The organism is Corynebacterium endometrii, assembly GCF_004795735.1.
GTDB classification, from domain to species: Bacteria; Actinomycetota; Actinomycetes; order Mycobacteriales; family Mycobacteriaceae; genus Corynebacterium; species Corynebacterium endometrii.
Map to the genome: position 1 here is coordinate 1,895,495 of NZ_CP039247.1, position 21,796 is coordinate 1,917,290.

The following is a 21,796-nucleotide window of genomic DNA, read 5'->3' on the forward strand; positions in this document are numbered from 1 at the left end:
CTGGCAGCGATGCAGCCCAGGCGCAGAGCCCCTGCGCCTTCTTGGCATGCGCTGGAGTGCAGGCTAGCGGGCAATCGCCACGATGCCATTGGCCACCAGCACGGCGCCAGCAATAAGGAAGAAGGACCCGGCCACGATGTCAATCCATGGGCCGGCGGCCAGCATGCGCCGGCGCAGGGCGTTGGTGGAAATCACGAAACTCAGCAGCAAAAAGAGCGCCAACGCGGACAGGCCCAGGCTCAAGATGAGCAGCACCGCCAGTCCAAGGGTTGGGTTGGCCGGCAGGTGCGGGGCCACGAGGGCGGCCAGGAAGAGAACTATTTTCGGGTTGGACAGGTTGGTAAGCAGCCCAGTGCGAAAACTAGACCAGGGGGAGCCGAGGGACGCCTCGGCGGCGGCGACGGAAACCGGCGGCGTTGTTCGCTGCGCCCAGCCGCCACGCACCATGTTAAACCCCATCCACACCAGCCACGCGCCGCCGATGAGCTGGACGAATCCCAGGATCTCCGGGAACGCGGTCAGCACCGCCGCCGCGCCCAGAACGGTCAGGGTGCACCACATGAGCACGCCCACCTGGATTCCCAGGGAGGCGGCGACGGCGTGGCGGCGGGACTTGGTGGCCATGCGAGTGACCAGAATAATGTCCGGCCCGGGCGAGGCCGCCCCGGCCAGGTTCAGCAGCATGATGGTCAGGTAAGCGCTCAGGCTCACCGGGCTACTCCCCTGCGGCGCCCGCGGCGCCGGAATCGGCCGTGAAGCGCTCCACCAAGTCGGCGCGCTCAAACATCCGCGCGGTGTCGAGGGCGGATGGGGAGCCGGCTTGGGGGTCGGCACCGGCGGCCAGCAGGGCGTCAATCACCGCGTCTTCCTTCTTGAATACGGCGCCCGCCAGCGGCGATTGGCCGCGGTCATTGAGCAGGTTAACGTCCGCCCCGGCCTTGGCCAGGGCGGCGACCAGCTCGGCATGGCCGTGATACGCGGCGAGCATGACAAAAGACTGTCCGTTTTCATTCACGAGATTGACGTTAAGGCCCTCACCGACATAGTCCACGAGGTTCATGTCGCCATTGCGGGCGAAATCAAACAGCTTCGTGGCAAAGTCCACTAATTCCTTATCATCCATGCGCCCAAGTGTAACGCTTTAGCCAGCAAGCTCCGCAATTCGGCGCACGGCCGCCTCGATGGCAAACATGTCATTCTTACCTGACTGCCCCTTGACGTCATAGTCCAGCTCATCCATGAGGATGACGGCCTTGGTGACGTTATCAGCGGACCACCGCCTAGCTACCGGCATGGTCATCTTCACCACGAAGGGGTTGAGCCCAGTCTGCTTGGCCACGGCGAAATGGTCCCCGCGGGCGGTATAGAGGCGGGCCACCACCCCCACCTTGTTGGCCAGCGCGGCGGCAATGGCCACGGGGGACGCCCCGAGTTGGAGGGCGCGGCGGCATGAGGAGACGGCGGCGTTGGTCTTGCCGGCCACGGCGGCATCGGCGATATCCCAGTTCGCCACCTCCGCGATTCCCGTGTAGTAATTCTGCACCGCCTCGCGTGTGACGTTGCCACCCGTGTCGAACACCAGCTGCGAGACGGCGGAGGCCAGCTCGCGCAGGTCGGAACCCACGCCGTCCAGCACGGCGTGAATCACGTCCGGTGTAGGGCGCACATTATGGGAGGCGAACTCCTGAGTCACCCAGCGCGGCAGCGCGTCCGGGTAAAGAGAGTAGACCTCATGGGTTTGCGCCAGTTTGCCCAGCTTGGCCAGAAGCTCGGGCGGCTTCTTCTTGCCTTTCATGGTTTTAGCGGTCACGTGGTAGACGACCACCAGCGTCATCCCCGGCGCGGGGTTGAGCGCGGCCTGGGCCAGGACCTCGATAATGTCTTTGCCCACGCGTTCGGCGTCGGTGATGACGATGACTCGGTTGTCGCCGAACAGGGAGGGGCTGGTGGCTTCGAGGATTTCGCCCTGGGTGACCTCGGCGGCGCGGAGCTTTGTGATTTCGGGGGCTGCACCGGCTTCGTCGGCGGCGGCCTTTTGGATGGCAAGGCGGGCGCGCTCGGCGAGGAATTCATCGTCGCCGACGATAAGGTGTACGGGTGCTAAAGCCATGGCACCATCTTAGAACCTTCCGTCCGCCGCGCGCTGACTGCCATCCGAATAGAGGCGAACGGGGCCGTCACGGTTGGGGTATAGCACGGGGATGCCGCCCGCGGTGCGGGTGGGCCGGTCCCGCTCGGGGCCGCGTTCGAGCACGATGATGACCTGCGTCCCAGCCGGTATGGGTTCAATGTCTTCTTCCAGGTTGACCACGTGTTGCGTCAGCCGCCCGACGTCAACCTCCCCGCCCGCACGCTCCTGCCCGCCCAGCGCGGCCAGGGTGAGCGCAAGAATGGTCACGGCGACGGTGAGCCTGGGGCGCGCGTAGACCAGCCCCACGAGGATCCAGCCGTACGCGACGATGACGGCCAAGGGTTGGGCGGGCACCGTCGCGATGGGGGCCGCGCGTGTGCCCAAGGCAACGGTGTTAATCCACCAGGTGAAGGGCTCGATGAGGCAGAGGACTACCTGGGCGGGCACGTCCCACGGCAACAGCGCCAACCCCGCGGCGGCAAGCCCTAAGATGGTCACCGGAGCGGTGGCCGGGGTGACCAAGACGTTGGCCAGCACGGAGACAATGGAGACCTCCCCGGCCATGAGCGCGATAATAGGCATGGTCACTGCGTCCGCGGCTACCGCGACCGCCAGCCCCCTGCCCACGATATCCGGCAGGCCCAGCGGCGCAAAAAGCTTGTAGAGCAGCGGGCTCAGCGCCACGATTCCGGCGGTGGCGGCGCAAGAGAGCGCAAACCCAAAGTTGGCGGCCAGACCGCTGCTGATGGCCAGGCACACAATGATGGCGATGGCGAGCGCGTGAACCGGCTCCATCTTGCGGCTGCCCACCACGGCGATAAGCCCCACGATTCCCGTCACCGCCGCGCGCAGCACGGAGGGCTCCGTTCCCACCAGCCCAACGAACACGGCCAACGCCGCGGCCGCCGCCGCGGTTTGAACGCGCGGGCCCAGGCTGAGCATCCGGCACACGAGCACCGCCGCGGCGCACACCAGGGTGACATTGGCGCCGGAGACCGCGGAGAGGTGGGATAGGCCCGTCTCGATGTAGAGCTGCTGCTCCGCCTCGCTCTGCAGGGACGTATCCCCCAGCACCATCCCCGGGATGAGCCCCTGGCTGGCCTCCCCCACCGTGGAGGCCACCTGTGTGCTGAGCGAGCGCGCGACGTGCTCCGTCCACGCGGCAAAGCCCTCCGGCGGCGCGGAGGACTCCAGCGTGCCGCTGGCCGTGACCGGGATAAGCCCCGGCTGGGTGGCCGAGGAATAAAAGGCCTTGACGTTTACCCAGGCGCCGGGGGCGAGGTCCAGGGCGGTGTGCGCGGACGGGTCGAGGAAGACCGTGATGGGCTCGGGCAGCCCGGCCACGTTGAGCTCGAGGATGATGCCGCCGCCCGTCACCTCGCGGGGTGCGGAGGCAAGCGTGCCGCCCAGCTGCATGGGGTAATCAAAGTCCTCCGCGCGGTCCTTGCGCGTGGCGGTGAGCACCAGCCCTGCCAACCCCACGGCCGCCGAGAGCACGCCCTGGCCGCGCTGCCGGGTAACCCACCCGGCCACAATCGCCGCCGATATGGCCGCGATGGCCAACCAGCCGGCGTCGAGGATTACCGCCAGGCTCACCGCCCACATCACCAACGCCGCGGGGACCAGGCGAAGCTCCCGCAGGGCAACCTTGGAGCCCTTCTCTACCTGCCCGGAGCCGGCGCGCACCGCCGTCACAGCGTCACCTGGTCTTCCAATTGCGCAAACTTCGCGGGGCCGATGCCGTTTACGTCAAGCAGCTGCTCGATCGCGGAAAACTGGCCAATGGATTCGCGATGCGCGACTATCGCCGCGGCCGTGACCTGGCCTACGCCATTGAGGCCCTCCAGTTCCGCGGCCGTGGCGGTGTTGATGTTGACTGTGCCGGGCTGGCCGGTGGGGGCGGCGTCGGACGCAGGGGCAGCGCCGGGGCCCTGGATGGTACTAGGGCCCCGGCCCTGGGGGTTGACGACCAGCTGCTGGCCGTCCTCGAGGCGCTGGGCCTGGTTGAGCGAGAGCGTATCGGCGTGCGGCGAAGGCTTCGCCTGGGCCAGGGCGTCTGCCACGCGCGCGCCAGCCTCCAGGGTGTAGAGCCCCGGCGCTTCCACCTCACCCACGACGGAGACCACTAGGCGCTCGGGCTCAGGCACCGCGGTCTGGCTGGCCGCGGGCTGCGTGGGAAATTCCCCCGGGGCGGAGGTAATCACCGTCTCCTGCTGGCCGCGGCTGCTCACCCCGACCCACGCCACGAGGATGACCACCACCACGCACGCCGCGGCCACCGCCTGCCACATGGGCACGCGCAAGCGCGGCCGCGGATACTGAATGTCTAACAGGTCCTCTTCGCCCGTCGGCCTGGTCAGTTCGCGCAACCGATTCGAAATATCTGGCTGACCCATACACGCCACTGAACCAGCCCGCGCGGATGACTTACCAGCCCGGCGGGCGCGCCTGTGGATAACCAAACCGCGCACCCCCGTTCGCGCACGATTATCCACAGATTTTCAGCCGCAGCGCCCCTCCCCTGGACATTCCTGCAACGGCCTATTAGAGGCAGGTCAACGCCTTTGATTGGCGGGAGTGGGCTCAGGCGCCTCGGAACTAAAGACCACGGACACGGCAATGGCGCCCGGGCCGGCGTGCACGGCGATCACCTCGTTTAAGGGGCAGGTGATAAAGGAGGTGCCCTCGGGCAGGGCCTGCTCAAGGAGTTCGCGAAGCAGCTCCGCGGGCTCGGGGGCGTTGCAATGCTGGATGGCTACAAACGCCGGCTCGCCATCCGCGCGCTCCGCGACCAGCTCCACCAGCTTGGAAAACGCCTTGGTCTGCGTGCGGGTCTTGCCCACCAGCTCCAGCTTGCCGTCCGTAATCGACATAATCGGCTTGGTGGCCAGCAACGCAGTGGACAGCATCGCGGTGGTCGCGGACATACGGCCGGATTTTCGCAGCGCATCGATGGACTGGATGTACGCCCAGGTCTTTGCCCGCCTGAGCGTATCCTGCGCGGCCTCGAAGCATTCCTGCACGTCGGCGCCGTCAAGCGCCAGCCGGGCCGCCGCCATTGCCGCGGCACCCATGACCATGCCCGCGGATTCGGAATCTATGACCCGGATCTTGTCCTCATCGAACACGCCCGAGGCGTTGACCGCCTGGGAATACGTCGAAGACAAGACCTTCGATAAGTGGATGGCCACCACTCCATCGTCCTGGCCATCGCGGCGGGAACGCTCCATGGCGCGGCCGTACGCCGCCGCCAGCTCCAACGCCGAAAGGCCGGAGGTGGACCGCTCCGTGCCGTCCTTGCCCTGCCCCGCCATCACGTGCAGGTCGATGACGTCTATCCCCAGCTCATCGACAACGTCCTGCGGCAAGCTCGCGGACGCGTCCGTTACTACTTGAACCGTCACTGGTTATCAGCCCCAGCCCCGCCGGGGACCTTGGCACCCATGTTCCAGCCGTCAAAGTACCAGGTAGCGCCCTCCACATTGCCGGCGTTAAAGTCCACGGAGGACTCGGCCTTTTCCGGGTTGAACGCCGGGCGGGCCGTGAGCTGCGCCCAGTGCGTGTTCTTCAGGCCGGACAAAATGCCGTACTGGGATACCTCCAAGCCCAGCAGGTGGCAGGTCAGCGCCGCGATGGTGCCACCGTGGGCCACCACCAGGACGGTCCCGTCATTCCACTCCGCGTAATCACGCATGAGCTCATCGATAACCGGGCGGGCGCGCTCAGCGACCTGGACGCGGGATTCCCCCTCGGGCGGAGCCCAGGTTGGATCGTGGCGCCAAATGGCGCGGGCGCCGGGAAACTCGAGATCGACCTCGGAGGAGGCCATGCCCTGCCACCGCCCCAGGTGCGTCTCGCGCAGGCGCTCATCCACCGTAAACTCCACGCCCAGCTCCTCGGCTACCACGCGCGCCGTTTCTTTAGCGCGCACCAGGTCCGAGGCGATAATCCGGGAAACGCCCTGGCCAGCCAGCAGGCGTGCCGCCGCCGACGCCTGGGTGTAGCCCTCATCGGAAAGCTCCGTATCCAGGTGACCCTGCATACGTCCGGTGGCGTTATACGTAGTCTGACCGTGGCGGATCAGAATCAGGCGGCGGCTCATGGGGTATTAGAACTCCTCATCCTCTTCAGGCATGGTTTCTGCCAGAGGAATCTCGTCGATTGACTCAACGTCACGAGTATTGACTTCCTGCGCCCACTCGCCCGGGCGGGAAGGGGGCTCTATGCCCTCAATCTCCACCAGCGGGCAATCATGGTACAGGCGGTCGAGGCCGTAATAGTCGCGCTCCCCTTCGCGCTGAACGTGCACCACGATGTTGCCGTAATCCAGCAGCACCCAGCGGTTTTCACGATGGCCCTCCCGGCGTTTCGGCTCGAAGCCTTCCTTGGTCAGCTCATCTTCAACCTCTTCAACGATGGAGCGCACCTGGCGCTCATTGTCGGCGGAAGCGATGACAAAGACCTCAGTGATAGCCAGCACGTTAGAAACGTCAATGGCGGCGATGTTAGAACCCAGCTTTTCCTGGGCAGCGTGCGCCGCGATGGTGGCCATGCGCTGAGCAACGTCAGTAATAGACAATGAGTGTTCCTTTTCAAACTCTCTACAATAATCAGGGTTAAACTACCCTATTCTTGCACGTTGACGCGACTAATACATAGTTTCCACAACCGCATCCACGCCGCACGGCTACAGCGGACGGACGGGATGCGGGGTATACAACCGGTTCTTGGCGATGTACTGCACCACGCCGTCCGGCACCAGGTACCACACCGGCTCACCTTGGGATGCGCGCTCGCGGCAGGCGGTGGAGGAAATCGCCATGGCGGGAATGTCCACGAGGTCCACGTTGTCCCGGTACTCTTCCGGCAGCATGTCCTTGGTCAGCTCGTATCCGGGGCGGGTCACGCCCACGAAGCGGGCCATTTCCAGCATGTCATCCCAGTCGCGCCAGGACATGATGGAACTCATGGCGTCGGCGCCGGTAATGAAGAAAAGTTCATCGTCGGGAAAGATTTCGCGCAGATCCCGCAGGGTATCGATGGTGTACGTGGCCCCGCCGCGGTCGATGTCCACTCGCGATACTGTAAAACGCGGGTTGGAGGCCGTGGCCACCATGGTCATCAGGTAGCGATGCTCCGCCGCGCTTACCTCACGGTCGGCCTTCTGCCACGGCTGGCCTGTGGGGACAAAGACCACCTCATCGAGGCTGAATAGATGAGCCACTTCGCTCGCCGCCACGAGGTGGCCGTTGTGGATGGGATCGAAGGTTCCGCCCATGATGCCAATTCTGCGGCGTGCGGGCTGGTTAACTGTCATGGCAGAAAAGTATAACCCGAACGCCCGCCGGGCCGCGCCCCTACGGCGCCACCGGCAGACGAGCGGGTTAGCTTAGCGGTAGCGGACCTGGTCCACAAACCGGCCGAAGGAGTCCGCGACCTGGTTGTCCCACCGGGAGTGCCGCAGGAAATAACGGCCATGGTTGCCACCGCTGGCGCGGGAGCCCTCAAGGGTGGCGACGGACAAATCGCACACGCCGTCCAGCGGCAGGCAGTAGTTCACGCGGTTGCCGGTTGCCGCCCCGTCGCGGGTGTTGTTCGGGAACAGGCCGAGAATGCCACCGGCGCCCCCGCCGGGTACTCCCACGGTGTGCCGGTCGCGTGGGGCGGTCATGGGGTTGCCCATGTAGATAACGCCGGCCAGCTGGCCGCGGCGGGCAAGTTCGCGCTCGTGTTCGGCAAGGATCATGGCCCCCTGGGAAAAGCCCACGGGGATATAGCTTGGGTGGCAGCCGGAGGCGCGCTCATAGTCGTTGACCGCGTCCATAACCCCGCCGCGGCCGGCGTTGACGGAGTAGACGAATTGGGTGGCGGCGGAGATAGCGGTGTTAATCACCGGCGCGCCGTAGGTTGCGGCGATGGACAGCACCGCGCCCAGGGTGTTGGGCTGGGCAATGTTCGGGACCTCATACTCCGGGAAGATCGCCGGGTAATAGTTAGGGGACAGCCCCAGGACATGAACGTCCTTCATCAGGGAGGCGCCGTTATGGGTGGCGGCGTAGCGGGACTCGGCCGTGCGCAGGAAGGCGCGGATGGTCTCCCCCTCCCAACCGTTGGAGGCCCATGCGGCCTGGTTGGAGTACCAGGTTGGGTATACCTGAGTGTTTTGCCCGGAGCCGCGGGCGGCGAGCACCACCACCGCCGGGCAGCGGGTCTGCGCGTCGGCTTCCGCCGGGTTAAGGGCCTGGGGTACGGCAACGATTCCCACCGCCGCTGCGAAGGAGGTTGCGATGACGGCCAGCCTGGTCCGCAGCGTGCGGCCGGCGCGAGTAAATCCGCCCATGGGGACTACCTTCCATATATGCGATTTTTCTAAGACGTAGACAGCATAGACAGATCCACGGGTGATTGCATCTTTAATTACACCCGGGTGATTAATTCTCCCGGCTGACCCAGCTGACGAAGGTCTCCGCCACCAAAACGTCCTGGGAGGTGGGGTTGCCCGCCGCGGCGTCGAGGAAGTAGGAGGCGTGCTTTTCGGCCTTGGTGGAAAGCGCATCCATGGCGGATTCCACGGTCAAGTCGCAGGCAAAATCCCCGTCGAGGCAGTAGTTAATGCGGCGGCCGGCGGGCAGCGCGGCGGGCTGCGGCAGCAGGTGGGCGGGGACCGCGGCCGCGAGCCCGCGCGGGCGGTTCAACGGGTTGCCCAGGTAAATCGCCCCGAGCAGGCGCCCCTTGGCGGCTAGGTGGCGCTCCACGCTGGTGCCCACGATCGCGCCCTGGGAATACCCGGCCACCACGTAGTGTGGGGCGCAGCCCGTGCGGGCCTCCCAGGCGTCCACGAAGGCCGGCGCGTTGTCCATCCCGGCGCGCATGGAATCGAGCGCGCCCACGGTCACACCGCGCACGAGCGCGGGGATGTCATGGGTCGTGAGCACGCCCCACAGGCGCGAAGAGGTCTGCGAGGAGGTCAGTTGCTCGCCCTCCTCCGCCAGCGGCGGCAGTTGCATAACCGCGGGATAGGCCTGGTCATCGAGGCCCAGGACGTGCACGTCATCCATCACGCCCGGGTGCGCCTTTTCAACGTAGTGGAAAAAGGCGCTCCAGTTAGGCCCCTCCCAGCCATTGGAGGGCATCGAGCCAGGCGAGTAGCGCTGCGGGCCAAAGTACTGCCCCTCTTTTTCGTTCTGGTCGGAGCCGCGCGCGGCCAGCACTACTACCGCGGGGCACGTTTCTTCCGACGACGCCGCCGCCGGCGCCACCGCCCCACCAACTACGAGCGATGCCGCGATGGTCGCGAGGGCTAGGGGCAAGGAGGTAGGAAGCTTCATGGCAATAGTATAGCTAACCTTTTATGGGCGGCACTGGCCATTTCCCTGCAAAATCCACTTGGTGGAGGTAAGTTCCGGCAGGGCCATGGGACCGCGGGCATGGAGCTTCTGGGTGGAGATGCCGATTTCGGCGCCCATGCCGTAGACCTCGCCATCGGTAAAGGCCGTGGAGGCGTTGAGCATGACGGCCGCGGCATCTACCTCGTTGGCGAACTTAAGCAGCACGTCGGCGTCCTGGGCGGCAATGGCCTCGGTATGGCCGGTGGTGTAGCGGGCGATGTGCTTGATGGCACCGTCTACCCCATCGACTACCTTGGCACAGATGTCATGGGACAAGAACTCCTCCTCCCACTCCTGATCCGTAGCCTCCACGGCGCCTTTAACGCCAAACGCCTCGAGCTCGGAGACCACGCCGTGGATGGTGACGCCGGCATCTTGCAGGGCCTCGATAATGCGGAGCTTGGTGGCGTCGGACAAAGCGGCGTCCAAAAGGACCGCCTCGGTCGAATTGCATACAGAGGTGCGGCGGGTCTTGCCGTTGACCACCATGGCGATGGCCTTGTCCACATCCGCCGAGGCGTCCACGTAGAAGTGGCAGTTTCCGGTTCCGGTCTCAATGGTAGGCACGGTAGCGCCCGTGACCACCGCGTTGATGAGCCCCGCGCCACCGCGAGGAATAACCAGATCGACCAGGCCGCGGGCGGTGATGAGATCCTGGACGGAATCGCGCGTCTCGCACGGCAGAAGCTGCACGCCCTCACGCGGCAGGTCAAACCGCTCGAGGGTAGTCTGCAGGATGTCCACCAGCTTGGCGTTGGAATTGCGCGCGGACTTGGAGCCGCGCAGCAGCGGCACGTTGCCGGACTTGAGCGCCAGGCCGAAGGCGTCAACCGTGACGTTGGGGCGGGCCTCGTAGACCATGCCCATAACCCCCAGCGGCACGCGAACCTGCTTCATCTGGATGCCGTTATCCATGGTGCGCCCGCGCAGGATTTCCCCCACCGGATCCTCCAGGCCGGCGACTAGGCGCAGGCCGTTAGCGATGCCCGCCACGCGGTCCGCGTCAAGGGCTAGGCGGTCCACCAGGGAGTCAGACATCCCGGCCGCGCGGCCCGCCTCGATGTCCTTCAAATTAGCGGCGAGAATGTCCTCCGTCGCCGCCACCAAATCATCCGCGGCGGCACGCAGGATCTCATTTTTGCGCGGGGTGGTCAGCTGCGCAAAGACGGGCGCGACGCCCTTCGCGGCCCGCGCCTTGGTCAACACCTCCTCGCGCTCTGCGGCGCGCTCTGGGGAAAGTTGGGCAGAATCAGCTTTAATGTCAGACATATACACCATTGTACATATCGCCCATCCCGCAAATCGCCAGCTTGGGGCGTTCTGGAGCTAGGGCGCGGCCGCGCCTACCCCGCCGCGGGGCTAGGCCGCTTCTGCGTTACTCGCCATGGCGCCTTGGCCCCTGGGGTTTAGTAACCGGCCTCCGCGTCTACCTCGTAGTCAAGGGTGCCGTCCTTTGCGAAGGAGGCGGCGGACTCAATCGCGCGGGACGCCACGCGCTTGCGCACCGAATACGGCGGGTTGGCCTTGTGCGGGGTGATGACCACGCGGGGATCCTCCCACAGCGGGTGACCGTCCGGCAGGGGTTCGGGATCCGTCACGTCCAGCGCCGCGCCGGCAATCTCGCCGTCCGCCAGGGCTTGGACCAGGGCGTCCGTGTCCACCAGGCCGCCGCGGGCAACGTTGACCAGTACGGCGTGGGGCGGCATGGCGCGCAGGGCGTCCGCGTTGACCATCCGGTAGGTCTCATCCGTCAGGGGCGCCAGGATGACGAAGTAATCGGCCCTCGGCCACACGGCGTTTATATCCTTAAACGTCAGCACCTCGTCCGCGCCCGGCACCTCGCGCCCGGAGCGGTTAACGGCAATAATCTCCACGCCAAAGGGTTTGAGCAGCTCGATGAGCCGCACAGCAATCCCCCCTGCCCCCACGATGGCCACGGTCTTATCCTCGAACAGGAAAGAGGTGTGATCCTCAACCTCCTGGTGATTGGACCAGCTCCCGGACTGCGCCACGTACTTGTGGGCGTGCAGCTGCGCGAGCAGCAGGGCCAGGGTGGATTCCGCCACGGTGTTGTCATACAGGCCGGCGCCGTTGGCCCAGCGCACCCCGGAAGAGCGGATAACGTCCATCACGTGCTCCACCCCGGCAAACGGGGCTTGGACGAAGCCCAACCCCTTCGGCACGGATTCGGGGAAGTCCTCGGGGCCGCCGTTAAAGACCCAGAACTCGGCGTCATCGCGCGCCACCTCCTGGTGTCCGGCCTCGGTCAGCTCGGTGATGGTCTCTTCCCACGGGTTGGGGAACATATGGAATTTCATCTAATAACCCCTCTCCGGGTCTACTTCGGTAGGCATGGTCTCCCCCGCCGCGAACGCGGCGCCGTTAGCGTTGACAATCTCCCCCAAGTGCCACATCGCCACGGAGCTATTCGCGGCGATGTGCGGGGTGATGGTGCAATTCGGCAGGCCCCACAGCGCATGGTCGCTCGGCAGCGGCTCGGGGTCCACCACCTCCAGCCCGGCGCCGGCAATCTCGCCGGACTCCAGCGCCCACACCAGCGCGTCCGTATCCACGGTCTTACCCCGTCCCACATTCACGAGGATAGCGCTGTCCTTCATGGCCTTAAGCGCCTCGCGGCCAATCAGCTTGTCCGTCTCTGGGGTGTGCGGCATGGTCAGGACCACGAAATCGGCGGTGGGCCACACGCTGGAAACCTCGGAGGCCGGCACGGTCCTGTCGGCGCCGGGCACCTCGCGCCCCGAGCGGTTGACCGCCACGATGCGCACCCCAAACGGCTTGAGCATCGCAATTAGAGCTTTGCCTATTCCACCCGCGCCGACCACAGCAACCTCCTTGGCGTCTTGGCCCTTGGCGGAATACAGCCACGCCTGGGCCGCATCCAACTGCTCATTTTTGGACCAATCCCGCTGCATGCCCGCCGCCTTGTGCTGGTGGGCCTGCGCCAGCAGGAGCGCCAGCGCGGACTCGGCCACCGGCATGGCGAAGGCGCCGGCGGTATTGCACCACCTAACGCCGCCGCCCTTAATCAGCCCGCGTTTAATCAGGTGATTTACTCCGGTAAAGCCGTACTGAACCCACCCGATGTTTGCGGGTAGGCGTTCCGGGAAATCACGCGGGTTGCCGGAGGTAAAAATGAGCACGTCCGCCTCATCCAAAGAGGTGACGCGCTCATGGCCCGCGGCGTCCAAGTCGCGGGCGGTAATCTCCCAATGATGGGGGTGCATGACGTATTTCATGCGCCCCAAGATACGCGAATCGGGCGCTAGACGCGGGAAGCGTAGTTAGACAGGTAATCCGCGTGGACCACGGCGCGCTGGAGCTCGGACGGGAGCTCATCGGTGTGCTTGCCGATGATCGAACGCAACGTGGTGGAGTCAAAGTTGACCTCGCCGCGGCCAATGATGGTGGACTCCGGGCCCACAATGTCCAGGATCTCCCCGGCGCGGAATTCGCCCACTACCTCCGTGATGCCAACGGCCAGCAGGGAATTGCCGCCGCGGGTCACGGCCTTCATGGCGCCCTCGTCGATGCGCAGGGCGCCGCCCGCATCGGCGGTGTAGAGCGCCCAGAACTTCCAGGCGGACAGGCGGCGTTCCTCACGCGTGTGGAAGACGGTACCCACGCGGGAGTCCTCGAGAGCGGGGCCAATGTTATCGGCGGAAGTCAGCAGCACCGGCACCCCACCACGCGCGGCCAGGCGGGCGGCGGAGACCTTCGATGCCATGCCGCCGGTGCCGACCTTGCCGCCGTCGCCCGCGGCAACCTCCTTCAAGTCCTTGCCGGTGCGGACCTCGGAGACGAAGCTCGCGTCGGGCTCGGCGGGGTTCTTGTCGTAGAGGCCGTCGACATCGGAGAGCAAGAACAATGCGTCGGCGCCGGTAAGGTGCGCCACCAGCGCGGAGAGGCGGTCATTGTCGCCGAAATGCATCTCGGAGGTGGCCACCGTGTCATTCTCATTGACGATGGGCACCGCGCGCATGTGGCGCAGGCGCTCGATGGTGCGCTGGGCGTTGCGTGCTCGGTCGCGGGCGCCGGCGTCGGACGCGGTGAGCAAAACCTGGCCCACGGTGCGCCCGTAACGGGCGAAGGAACGGGACCACTCGTACGCCAGGTGCACCTGGCCCACGGACGCCGCGGCCTGCTTGGTGGCCAGGTCCTGCGGGCGTGAGGTCAGCCCCAGCGGCTTCATCCCGGCCGCCACCGCGCCCGAAGACACGATGATCACGTCCGAGCGTTCCATCCTCGCCTGGATCGCATCCACAATGTGGTCGATCTTGCGCGGATCCACCGAAAAATCGTCCCCGGTCAGGGAGGAGGAACCAATCTTGACTACGATGCGCTTGGCATCGCGGATGGTCTCACGCAGAGGGGAATCGTGGCCCATGGCCATGGATTCGCCCGCGTTGGGGGCCGGCGCTGGGAACTCAACGTCCGGCGCGTGATCAGAATACGGCTGCATGGGCAGCGGCCTGGCAGGGATTACCTGGCCGTCTAGGGTCTCAGTCAGGTGGTGGTTCGGATTCTGCGCGATCTGATCATCTTTTTCGGTGGTCATGGCGGCAATAATACAAGCTTTATAGGGCCAATCCCCTATAAGCGGGGATAAGGAAACTCCTTGCCCTACGACTTTGTGGGGTTAGCCGCCGCGCCGCCCTTGGGGTGGGGTACCGCGCCCCTGCGCTTCCGCGGCAAAGGGGCATGCCCCGAGCCGCGGAAGCCTGCGCGCGCTAGCCCTGCCAGCGGTCCCGGTTCGCGGACTCGCGGGTGACCACCTCGTCCTGGCCGTAATCGAACTCGTCGATGAGTCCGCGGCGGGCCTGGGACGCGCGCTTGCGCTCGGCGGCGGACGCGCGGTTTGTGCCCAGCAGGCGGGCGTCCTGACCGCGGCCGGCCAGCGTTGGATCGCCGCCGGTCATCGGTTCCCACTCGAAGGTAATCTCGCCGATGGTAACCGGGCAGCCCTCCACGGCGCCCATCTTGCGCAGCTCCTCTTCCACGCCGGCCTTGGCCAGGCGATCGGCGAGGTAGCCAATGGCCTCGTCGTTTTCGAAGTCAGTCTGGATGATCCAGCGCTCGATCTTCTCGCCCTCCACGATGAAGCCGCCCTCAACCTGCGGATCCTCACGCACCACGAAATCGGCGAAGGATCCGCCAGAGCGCTTCTTACCCACGCCCTGCGGGCGGATGACCGTGTGCCGCTCATCCACCTTGGCCTTGGGTTGGGACTTGCGGTGCTTGGTGACCATCTCGAGCAGCTTGTATTTCAGCGGTTCCAGGCCCTTGCGCGCCACGGCGGAGATGATAAAGACCGGCCAGCCGTACTTTTCCTCGAGATCTGCCTTCACGAACTCCGCTAGCTCCTGCGCCTCGGGCACATCCGCCTTGTTCAGGATGATGATGCGTGGGCGGTCCCGCAGATCACCCAGGCCGGTGTCCGCGTCCAGTTCGGACTGGTAGCTGGCCAGCTCTTTTTCCAGCGCGTCGATGTCAGATTCGGGGTCACGGCCCGGCTCGATGGAGGCCGTATCCACCACGTGCGCCAGCACCGCGGTGCGCTCGATGTGGCGCAAGAAGTCCAGGCCCAGGCCCTTGCCCTCGGCCGCGCCCGGAATCAGGCCCGGCACGTCAGCAATGGTGAAGGACTCGTTGCCCATATCCACCACGCCTAGGTTTGGCTGCAGGGTAGTAAACGGGTAATCGCCAATCTTTGGCTTGGCGGCGGACAGCACGGAAATCAGGGAGGACTTGCCGGCCGATGGGAAGCCCACTAGGCCCACGTCCGCCATGGATTTGAGCTCCAGCACCAGGTCATGGGCCTGACCTGGCTCACCCTGCAGGGCAAAACCTGGGGCCTTGCGCTGCGCGGACGCCAAGGCGGCGTTGCCCAGGCCGCCGAAGCCGCCCTCGGCCGCGATGAAGCGAGTGCCCGGGACCACGAGGTCCGCCAGCATATTGCCGTCCGCGTCGTGGACCACGGTACCTGCGGGCACCTCAAGGATGAGGTCCTCGCCGCGGGCGCCATTGCGCCAGTCACCGGCCCCGTTAGCGCCACGACCGGCCTTAAGGTGCGGGCGGTAGTGGAAGTCCATCAGCGTGTGAATCTGCGGCGAAACCTCCAAGATGATGTCACCGCCGTGGCCGCCATTGCCGCCGTCCGGACCGCCCAGCGGCTTAAACTTCTCACGGTGCACGGAAGAGCAGCCGTGGCCGCCATCGCCTGCCTGCAAATGCAGCGTTACGCGGTCAATAAATCGAGCCATCGGGGGCCAAACCTCCACATCAATTAAAAATTCTTCCTGCCAGTGTAATGGAGCACCCGCCTCCGGCAACAAACAGGTTGAACCTGTTATTCCGCCCGGGCCTTTAACCGCCGGGCCGCATCGCAAGGAGAACCATCATGGCTTGGAACCGTAACCGCACAATAATCACCGCCGCCGGCGCCCTGCTGCTTGGCGCGGCTGGCATCGGGGCTGCCACCGCTACCATTCCGGACACGGCGAATCACTCCGCCCCGCAGCCGCTCATCACCATTGACGGCACCTTCAAACCGCTCCAGGAACTCGCAATCTACGCGGACTGCCAGGCCGGCGAGCGCGCGGATCTGACCACGTCTTTTGGGGCACACGCTATCATGTCTCCCGCCGCTGACAGCGGCGCCTTGGTGGGCTTTGTCACCGCCCCAACTAGCATTGAACCGGGCCCTGATGAGGGCTATCACACCGCGACCGTGACCTGCCAGGATTCCACCTCCGCGACGGTGCGCATCCCGTCCGGCGGCAATGATTCAGCAATGGAACCAAAGCCCCTTAATAAGGCACAATAAGCCCCGTGCGTGACCGTTTTACCCGCTATTACCGGGACTGTTACCCGGGCGTCCTGGCCTTTTGCCGGCGCAGGGCGCCGCTTGACGCCGCCGAGGATCTCACCGCGGAGGTCTTCGCTCGCGCCTGGCGCAACCTGTCGAACGTGCGGGACCCAACCCGCCCCCTGCCCTGGCTATACGGTATAGCCCGCAATGTAGTGGGCGAATACTACCGCTCCGCCGCGCGGCATCCGGAGCAGCCGGCTGAGGACATGGGTGAGCGGGCCGTTGCCGCGCGCACGGACGCTGTGGATGCCTCCATAGACGTCACCCGCGCGCTACGCAGCCTGTCCGCCGATGACCAGGAGATTCTCATGCTTTCCGCCTGGGAGGACCTCACACCCAAAGACATCGCCGAAGTGTTCAACATCTCGCCCAACACCGCCCGCGTGCGCATCCACCGCGCACGTACCCGCCTGGCCCAGGCCCTCGAAGGAGTCCCCCAATGAAGAACCCATTAGACCAGCTGCGCGCGGCTAATCCACACCCCACCGCGCCCTTGACACCTGAGGAAAAGGCCCGCGCAGACGCCACCTTGCAATCTATTTTGGCCACCACGCCCGCATCCACACCGGCCAAACCCCACGATGAGCTTTCCGCGCGCCGCGCCCGCCGGCGTCATCAGCCGTGGCTGGCCGCCGCCGCGGTGGCAGGCGTGGTGGCCGTGGGCGCCGCCGGCGTAATCTTCGTGGGCGGCCAACCGGCGGTGGCTACGGCGGAAGAGGTCCTGTCCCGGTCGGCGGACGCGTCCCTTGCCCAGGACAAGGCCGCGGACGTGGGGGTGACCTCCCGCGATTTCCTACAACGCAGCGACAGCCTGGACGGCGCAACCATCACCACCACCTACCAGGTGGATAACGCTGGCGATATCACCATCGATAGCCACACCCAGGGCGCCCCGGCCGGCGCGTTGGCCGCATGGTCCCCGGATCCGGCCGTGGACGTGGCCGCGCTCAAGGCCGTGGAACCCGAACAGCTGCGCACCTACATCGACGCGCGGTTTCCATCCACCGCCCGCGGCGCCCTGGAACTCCTGCTCACCCCGGGTATTTCTTCCCCGCAGCAAGCGGCGCTGTATGACATTTTGGCATCCCTGGACGGCAACGAGGTGGGCACCGTCAAGCCGTCCCCCACGGGCGGCGAGGACGAACTGGTCACCGTCATCCGCGACGCTGACCGCTTGAGCTTCTCCGTGCTCCCCGCCACCGGCCAGTTGGTGTCCGTCACGGGCCTCGTGGGAGACGGCGTGACCACCACCGTGGGTTCCATGGCCGTGCTTGATTGTGTGTCCGTGGTGGGCCTTAACGGGCCGGAATCCATCTCCTTAGCCTGCGGCGACGGGAATCAGCTGGTTACCGAGCTGCAGTGGGAGAATTGGGGCGCGGATACCGCGGTGGCTACGGGCATCGAATGGCTCAATGACTGCGATCCATTCTGCGCCGAGGGCACCTTCCGCACGACCCCGGCAACCGTCACCGTCAGTGAACCCACGTCCTGCGGCTACAACACCCGCGTGTACTCCAAGCTTGAGCTCGCGTTTCCGCAGGACCCCGCACGCGAACCGGCAACGTTCAACATCGGCTGCGCGCGCGGGTAGGGCACGGCACTATAGCCCGCCGCGCTAGCCCAGGAAGGACTGGGCCACGTCCACAACCGTGACATCGGCGATGGTCAACATCTCCTCCTGGGGCGGGTTATTTTGGCCGATCCAGACCATGTGCCGGGTCTCGATGGATTTGGCAAAGTTACGGGCCCAACGGGCGTTGGCCCGCTGGTTGTCCGGGATTCGGCCGTAGACTAGGGCCGCGACCTCGCGCACCAGCGGCTCATTGAACTGCCACGTCTTGGCCAAGATCGCCGCAACGATTCCCGCTATTTCCTCAGGGGTGTAATCCGGGAACTCAATAATCCGCGGGATGCGGGAGCGCAGCCCCTCATTGGTATCCAGGAACCTCTGCATATCAGCGGTGTAGCCGGCGAAGATGGCCACGAATTTGTCGCGGTCATTTTCTAGGCGAGTGAGCATCGTGTCGATGGCTATTCTTCCAAAATCATTATCGCTCTGGCCCGCCAGTGTATAGGCTTCATCGACGAAAAGGACTCCTCCCATGGCCTCATCGAGAACCCGGCTGGTCTTTTTCTCCGTCTCACCAATGACCGAACCAACGAGGTCCGCGCGTCCCACTTCCTTGACGGTGGTGGTATCGAGGATGCCGAGGTTGTAGAAAATCGCCGCGATAATGCGTGCAATGGTGGTTTTACCCGTGCCGGGATTGCCGGTAAAGACGGCGTGATAACTAGGTTGTTCAACTACGATGCCCACATCCGCCAACCGCTTGTTCGCGCGTGCGGTACTTACCATCTCATTAACCCACGCCTTGACGTTGTCCAGGCCGGCCATGGCGTTGAGCTCAGCGAGTTTTTCCTCGATGTTTTTCTGCTTTTGTTCCTCATCGCCGCCAATCAAGGCGTCCACGTCCTCATCCGCGATTACCTTGAGCTGCTCGGCGTTAAGCGAGGACAGGTTACCGGCGGTCTCCGTGGTGAGGCGGTCAATCTGCTTGCGAATAAGGTCCTCGTTGAAGTTACGGATCCAGCGGCCGTTAGATTTATCTGAACTGCGCAGGTATTTCTGTGACACCGCCGCGCGGTATTTTTCCTCATCGACTACGTAGTCACTTGATTCAAGGCCTTTCAGGCCCATCGTTGTGATTTCTTCTACCGAGTAATCCTCAAAATCAAAACGGGTGCTAATGCGTGATGCCAGTCCCGGGTTCATGGATAGAAGGTCCTGCATGCGGTCCGCGTAGCCAGCGAAGATCACCATCAAATCGTCGCGGTTATTCTCCATAAACGCCAAGATGGTATCCACCGCCTCCTGCCCGAAGCCATTATTGGATTCCTGGTAGAGCGTGTACGCCTCATCGATGAAGAGGATGCCGCCGAGCGCGGATTCCAAAATTTCCTTGGTCTTTTTAGCCGTGCCGCCCAACCTATCGGCCACAAGATCTTCGCGAGAGACCTCTACAAACGTGTTGTTACGGATGGCCCCCGCCTGGTACAGCGCCGTGCCCAGCAGGCGCGCGACGGTGGTCTTACCGGTGCCCGGATTGCCCAGGAACATGCTGTGCAGCGAGAAGTGACTCGTTTCCTGGCCCGCCCTCCTGCGCGCTTCGTTGTAGCGCACCTGATTGATAAAGCTGCGAATCTGTTGTTTGACCTTCGACAGGCCTATAAGTTTATCCAGCTCGGCCATGGGGTCTACGGGCCTTGGCTCCACCTCCGGTTCTACCCACACGCCGGGATCCGGTTGTTGGGGTTCCGTCTGGTCGTCCGGCGCCACGGTGACCTGGGGCGGGACCTGGACGGTAGCGCCCTCGGTAGCAACGATGTGGAAACTTCCCCCCTCTTCAATATGAGTAGAGCCGATCGTTGCCGTGCCCGTAACGTAGCCCTCATGGTCGCCGGGTTCAAAGGTCGCTGAATTCAATGTGACGGAGCTAAGGTCGTCCACGATGAGGCATCGTTTATTGTAATTGTTGTCTCGGAAAATGACTGACCCCTCGACCCCGGAGCCGCCCGAAGCCGTTAACCTGTACGCGAGAGAATCTCGCAATTTAACGAAACCAAAGTGGTTGACTTCCAGCCATCCCACATCACTTTTGTGAAAACGAGCCTGGCCCTCATTACGCACCGCAATCGAGACGAGTTCCGCGTTGAAGACGTCCGCGCAGGAATCAGCGGCGGTGCCCGCGTTGTCAATAGAGAATCGCGCGGCCAGCAGCACTCCTTCTACGATGACCGAAATCTGTTCAAGGGTCTCATCCATGAGCATAGAGACGTCAGTAAGGTATAGGTTAGACTCTTGGCACACGAACGCTGTACACATGGACTTGGCCGCCCGAACGCTCATATTCTGCAGCGCCACCTGCGCGCCGTTTATCACTGACAAGGTTTCCTCGACAACAAGGAGGGTCTCATCGACACCTGCACCCACCAGCGTGAGATTCCGTTGCAACGCTAGGGGCGGCAAGTAGTAGATTCCCGGCCCCATCTGTACGGTCATCCCCGGACGCAACCGGGGCAATACAACCTCGTTGAAGTTGTGCGCATCGCCTGGCAACCATTCCATTGGGCGTGCTCTGTGGTCCTTTTCGACGAACTCAAACTGCGGTGACGAGCAATAAATAATGCCGCTGCGCTCAACCAATCCCCACATCCGAGCCGCACGGCCGTCCGGATCCATAACCGAATCGATATGAATCCGGGAATTAACACTCTTGATCGTTGCATTTTCAGTCAGGTTATTGAGCCGTTCGATGTGAATAGATGAACCATCTTTGGCACAAAGAGCCAGGCGGCCAAGTGACGGAGCCAGCATCAAAAAGCCCTGCGCTTCAAAAGACGCACCGTTATACGCACCCACCGCACCCAGTGCCGAATTTTCCACCTCGGCCGAAGCACCGTGCAGGCTTACTTCACCCACCTGCGAGTTGCTAATACGCAGCGTGCCCTTCTGACCAGCCTCAATCTCGCGGCAGGTAGCAGCCGTGAGAAGATTCGAGTCACGAATGGTTACCTGGCCGTCGATCGCCTTCACCAAAGACCCCGGCGTGTCATCACTGGAAACGCCCAGGACTGACTCCACATCGAGACTGCCGCCCCCAACCACGCTCACGCCATTTAAAGCTCCCGACTTCTGGATGGTTAGGTTGCGTATGGTGACGGTGCCCTCAATCCACAGCGCTCCCCGTAAAATGATGCCGGACGCATCCCCAATCCCCTCTATCGTGACGTCCCTGACGGCGATATCGTTGCATTCGTAGACGCCCGGGCCCAGGCGCAGCGTGTCACCTGCCTTGGCGTCAGCCCGGTTAACAATTGCCTCTAGGGTCGTGGTGCCAGAGGGGTTGTCAATAGTATGAACCGTCATATCCTGCGCGTTTTCATCGATAGGGAAGCAAATAGGGGCTCGAGTTATATGAGCACGCCAGCTAATAATAATTGGGGAATATTCAAATGCGAAAAGGTCCAGCCATATCGGCTGGACCTTTTGACAAAGCTACGCGCTTGGCGCGGGCTATTCCTTAAGCGGAAGCCTCGGCGGCTGCCTCTTCTGCAGGAATGATGTTTACGATGCGGCGGTTGCGCTTGATAGCGAACTGTACGGAACCTGCCTCAAGAGCGAACAGGGTATCGTCGCCGCCACGGCCAACGTTCTCACCTGGGTGGAACTTGGTGCCACGCTGACGAACGATGATCTCGCCGGCGTTAACCTTCTGACCGCCGAAGCGCTTGACGCCCAGGCGCTTGGACTCGGAGTCACGACCGTTGCTGGTGCTGGAAGCACCCTTCTTGTGTGCCATGTGGTTTTCCCTCCTTCAAAGGGTGTAA

General features: G+C 64.1%; 21 protein-coding genes. 3 read left to right on the forward strand and 18 right to left on the reverse strand.

Annotation, left to right across the window (positions count from 1 at the left end; all coding sequences use genetic code 11):
• Positions 1-63: 63 nt before the first annotated feature.
• The 16 genes from CENDO_RS08550 to obgE all read right to left on the reverse strand — a co-directional run bounded on the left by CENDO_RS08550 (position 64) and on the right by obgE (position 15,800).
• A complete protein-coding gene (locus CENDO_RS08550; RefSeq protein WP_136141653.1) occupies positions 64-711 on the reverse strand; it encodes a LysE family translocator in 648 nt (215 codons plus the stop codon).
• Positions 712-715: 4 nt separating this feature from the next.
• Positions 716-1,123, reverse strand: coding sequence for an ankyrin repeat domain-containing protein (locus CENDO_RS08555; protein WP_136141654.1), 408 nt, complete (start codon positions 1,121-1,123; stop codon positions 716-718).
• An 18-nt stretch (positions 1,124-1,141) separates the two neighbouring features.
• Positions 1,142-2,110 (reverse strand): DNA polymerase III subunit delta, encoded by a 969-nt coding sequence (gene holA, locus CENDO_RS08560; RefSeq protein WP_136141655.1) that lies wholly within the window; start codon positions 2,108-2,110, stop codon positions 1,142-1,144.
• 9 nt (positions 2,111-2,119) lie between these two features.
• Positions 2,120-3,826 carry a ComEC/Rec2 family competence protein gene (locus tag CENDO_RS08565; RefSeq protein WP_342773404.1) on the reverse strand — a complete coding sequence of 569 codons (1,707 nt, stop codon included), beginning with the start codon at positions 3,824-3,826 and terminating at the stop codon, positions 2,120-2,122.
• The gene (locus CENDO_RS08570) at positions 3,823-4,527 is read right to left on the reverse strand and encodes a ComEA family DNA-binding protein (RefSeq protein ID WP_136141656.1); all 705 of its coding nucleotides are present in this window, start codon (positions 4,525-4,527) and stop codon (positions 3,823-3,825) included. Before CENDO_RS08570 ends, CENDO_RS08565 begins: the two co-directional genes overlap by 4 nt.
• A gap of 159 nt (positions 4,528-4,686) precedes the next feature.
• Positions 4,687-5,535, reverse strand: a complete 849-nt coding sequence (locus CENDO_RS08575; RefSeq protein WP_136141657.1) for a DegV family protein — start codon at positions 5,533-5,535, stop codon at positions 4,687-4,689.
• Positions 5,532-6,233: a histidine phosphatase family protein gene (locus CENDO_RS08580; RefSeq protein ID WP_136141658.1), complete on the reverse strand. Its 702-nt coding sequence runs from the start codon at positions 6,231-6,233 to the stop codon at positions 5,532-5,534. Before CENDO_RS08580 ends, CENDO_RS08575 begins: the two co-directional genes overlap by 4 nt.
• A 6-nt stretch (positions 6,234-6,239) precedes the next feature.
• On the reverse strand, positions 6,240-6,710 hold the full coding sequence (gene rsfS, locus CENDO_RS08585) for a ribosome silencing factor (RefSeq protein WP_136141659.1): 471 nt from the start codon (positions 6,708-6,710) through the stop codon (positions 6,240-6,242).
• Positions 6,711-6,818: 108 nt separating this feature from the next.
• A complete protein-coding gene (gene nadD, locus CENDO_RS08590; RefSeq protein ID WP_136141660.1) occupies positions 6,819-7,448 on the reverse strand; it encodes a nicotinate-nucleotide adenylyltransferase in 630 nt (209 codons plus the stop codon).
• Positions 7,449-7,520: 72 nt separating this feature from the next.
• Positions 7,521-8,471, reverse strand: a complete 951-nt coding sequence (locus CENDO_RS08595) for a hypothetical protein (protein ID WP_136141661.1) — start codon at positions 8,469-8,471, stop codon at positions 7,521-7,523.
• A 91-nt stretch (positions 8,472-8,562) separates the two neighbouring features.
• On the reverse strand, positions 8,563-9,459 hold the full coding sequence (locus tag CENDO_RS08600; protein WP_136141662.1) for an alpha/beta hydrolase: 897 nt from the start codon (positions 9,457-9,459) through the stop codon (positions 8,563-8,565).
• Positions 9,460-9,480: 21 nt separating this feature from the next.
• Entirely contained in the window at positions 9,481-10,788 is a 1,308-nt protein-coding gene (locus CENDO_RS08605) for a glutamate-5-semialdehyde dehydrogenase (RefSeq protein ID WP_136141663.1), read from the reverse strand.
• 137 nt (positions 10,789-10,925) lie between these two features.
• Complete coding sequence (locus CENDO_RS08610) at positions 10,926-11,837, reverse strand: D-isomer specific 2-hydroxyacid dehydrogenase family protein (protein ID WP_136141664.1); 912 nt, start codon at positions 11,835-11,837, stop codon at positions 10,926-10,928.
• Positions 11,838-12,776, reverse strand: a complete 939-nt coding sequence (locus tag CENDO_RS08615) for a D-isomer specific 2-hydroxyacid dehydrogenase family protein (protein ID WP_136141665.1) — start codon at positions 12,774-12,776, stop codon at positions 11,838-11,840.
• A gap of 26 nt (positions 12,777-12,802) precedes the next feature.
• Positions 12,803-13,999 (reverse strand): glutamate 5-kinase, encoded by a 1,197-nt coding sequence (gene proB, locus CENDO_RS08620; protein WP_136142231.1) that lies wholly within the window; start codon positions 13,997-13,999, stop codon positions 12,803-12,805.
• A 268-nt stretch (positions 14,000-14,267) separates the two neighbouring features.
• Entirely contained in the window at positions 14,268-15,800 is a 1,533-nt protein-coding gene (gene obgE / locus CENDO_RS08625; RefSeq protein WP_136141666.1) for a GTPase ObgE, read from the reverse strand.
• Between the two features lie 137 nt (positions 15,801-15,937).
• Here obgE and CENDO_RS08630 point away from each other — a divergent pair, with 137 nt between their 5' ends.
• The 3 genes from CENDO_RS08630 to CENDO_RS08640 are packed head-to-tail and all read left to right on the forward strand — an operon-like array spanning position 15,938 to position 17,999.
• A complete protein-coding gene (locus CENDO_RS08630; protein WP_136141667.1) occupies positions 15,938-16,363 on the forward strand; it encodes a hypothetical protein in 426 nt (141 codons plus the stop codon).
• A gap of 5 nt (positions 16,364-16,368) precedes the next feature.
• Positions 16,369-16,851 (forward strand): RNA polymerase sigma factor, encoded by a 483-nt coding sequence (locus CENDO_RS08635; protein ID WP_246014250.1) that lies wholly within the window; start codon positions 16,369-16,371, stop codon positions 16,849-16,851.
• Positions 16,848-17,999 (forward strand): hypothetical protein, encoded by a 1,152-nt coding sequence (locus CENDO_RS08640; RefSeq protein ID WP_136141669.1) that lies wholly within the window; start codon positions 16,848-16,850, stop codon positions 17,997-17,999. Before CENDO_RS08635 ends, CENDO_RS08640 begins: the two co-directional genes overlap by 4 nt.
• 24 nt (positions 18,000-18,023) lie before the next feature.
• Here CENDO_RS08640 and CENDO_RS08645 read toward each other — a convergent pair whose 3' ends face one another.
• On the reverse strand, positions 18,024-21,335 hold the full coding sequence (locus tag CENDO_RS08645) for an AAA family ATPase (RefSeq protein WP_136141670.1): 3,312 nt from the start codon (positions 21,333-21,335) through the stop codon (positions 18,024-18,026).
• A 154-nt stretch (positions 21,336-21,489) separates the two neighbouring features.
• Entirely contained in the window at positions 21,490-21,768 is a 279-nt protein-coding gene (rpmA, locus tag CENDO_RS08650; RefSeq protein WP_136141671.1) for a 50S ribosomal protein L27, read from the reverse strand.
• Positions 21,769-21,796 lie beyond the last annotated feature (28 nt).

Bases quoted from the DNA above. Each gene is read 5' to 3' on its own strand.
- CENDO_RS08630 (WP_136141667.1), top strand. From the start codon at position 15,938: ATGGCTTGGAACCGTAACCGCACAATAATCACCGCCGCCGGCGCCCTG.
- CENDO_RS08600 (WP_136141662.1), bottom strand. From the start codon at position 9,459: ATGAAGCTTCCTACCTCCTTGCCCCTAGCCCTCGCGACCATCGCGGCA.
- CENDO_RS08615 (WP_136141665.1), bottom strand. From the start codon at position 12,776: ATGAAATACGTCATGCACCCCCATCATTGGGAGATTACCGCCCGCGAC.
- CENDO_RS08555 (WP_136141654.1), bottom strand. From the start codon at position 1,123: ATGGATGATAAGGAATTAGTGGACTTTGCCACGAAGCTGTTTGATTTC.
- CENDO_RS08595 (WP_136141661.1), bottom strand. From the start codon at position 8,471: ATGGGCGGATTTACTCGCGCCGGCCGCACGCTGCGGACCAGGCTGGCC.
- nadD (WP_136141660.1), bottom strand. From the start codon at position 7,448: ATGACAGTTAACCAGCCCGCACGCCGCAGAATTGGCATCATGGGCGGA.
- CENDO_RS08645 (WP_136141670.1), bottom strand. From the start codon at position 21,335: ATGACGGTTCATACTATTGACAACCCCTCTGGCACCACGACCCTAGAG.
- CENDO_RS08580 (WP_136141658.1), bottom strand. From the start codon at position 6,233: ATGAGCCGCCGCCTGATTCTGATCCGCCACGGTCAGACTACGTATAAC.
- proB (WP_136142231.1), bottom strand. From the start codon at position 13,999: ATGCAGCCGTATTCTGATCACGCGCCGGACGTTGAGTTCCCAGCGCCG.
- obgE (WP_136141666.1), bottom strand. From the start codon at position 15,800: ATGGCTCGATTTATTGACCGCGTAACGCTGCATTTGCAGGCAGGCGAT.
- CENDO_RS08610 (WP_136141664.1), bottom strand. From the start codon at position 11,837: ATGAAATTCCATATGTTCCCCAACCCGTGGGAAGAGACCATCACCGAG.
- rpmA (WP_136141671.1), bottom strand. From the start codon at position 21,768: ATGGCACACAAGAAGGGTGCTTCCAGCACCAGCAACGGTCGTGACTCC.
- CENDO_RS08640 (WP_136141669.1), top strand. From the start codon at position 16,848: ATGAAGAACCCATTAGACCAGCTGCGCGCGGCTAATCCACACCCCACC.
- CENDO_RS08605 (WP_136141663.1), bottom strand. From the start codon at position 10,788: ATGTCTGACATTAAAGCTGATTCTGCCCAACTTTCCCCAGAGCGCGCC.
- holA (WP_136141655.1), bottom strand. From the start codon at position 2,110: ATGGCTTTAGCACCCGTACACCTTATCGTCGGCGACGATGAATTCCTC.
- CENDO_RS08570 (WP_136141656.1), bottom strand. From the start codon at position 4,527: ATGGGTCAGCCAGATATTTCGAATCGGTTGCGCGAACTGACCAGGCCG.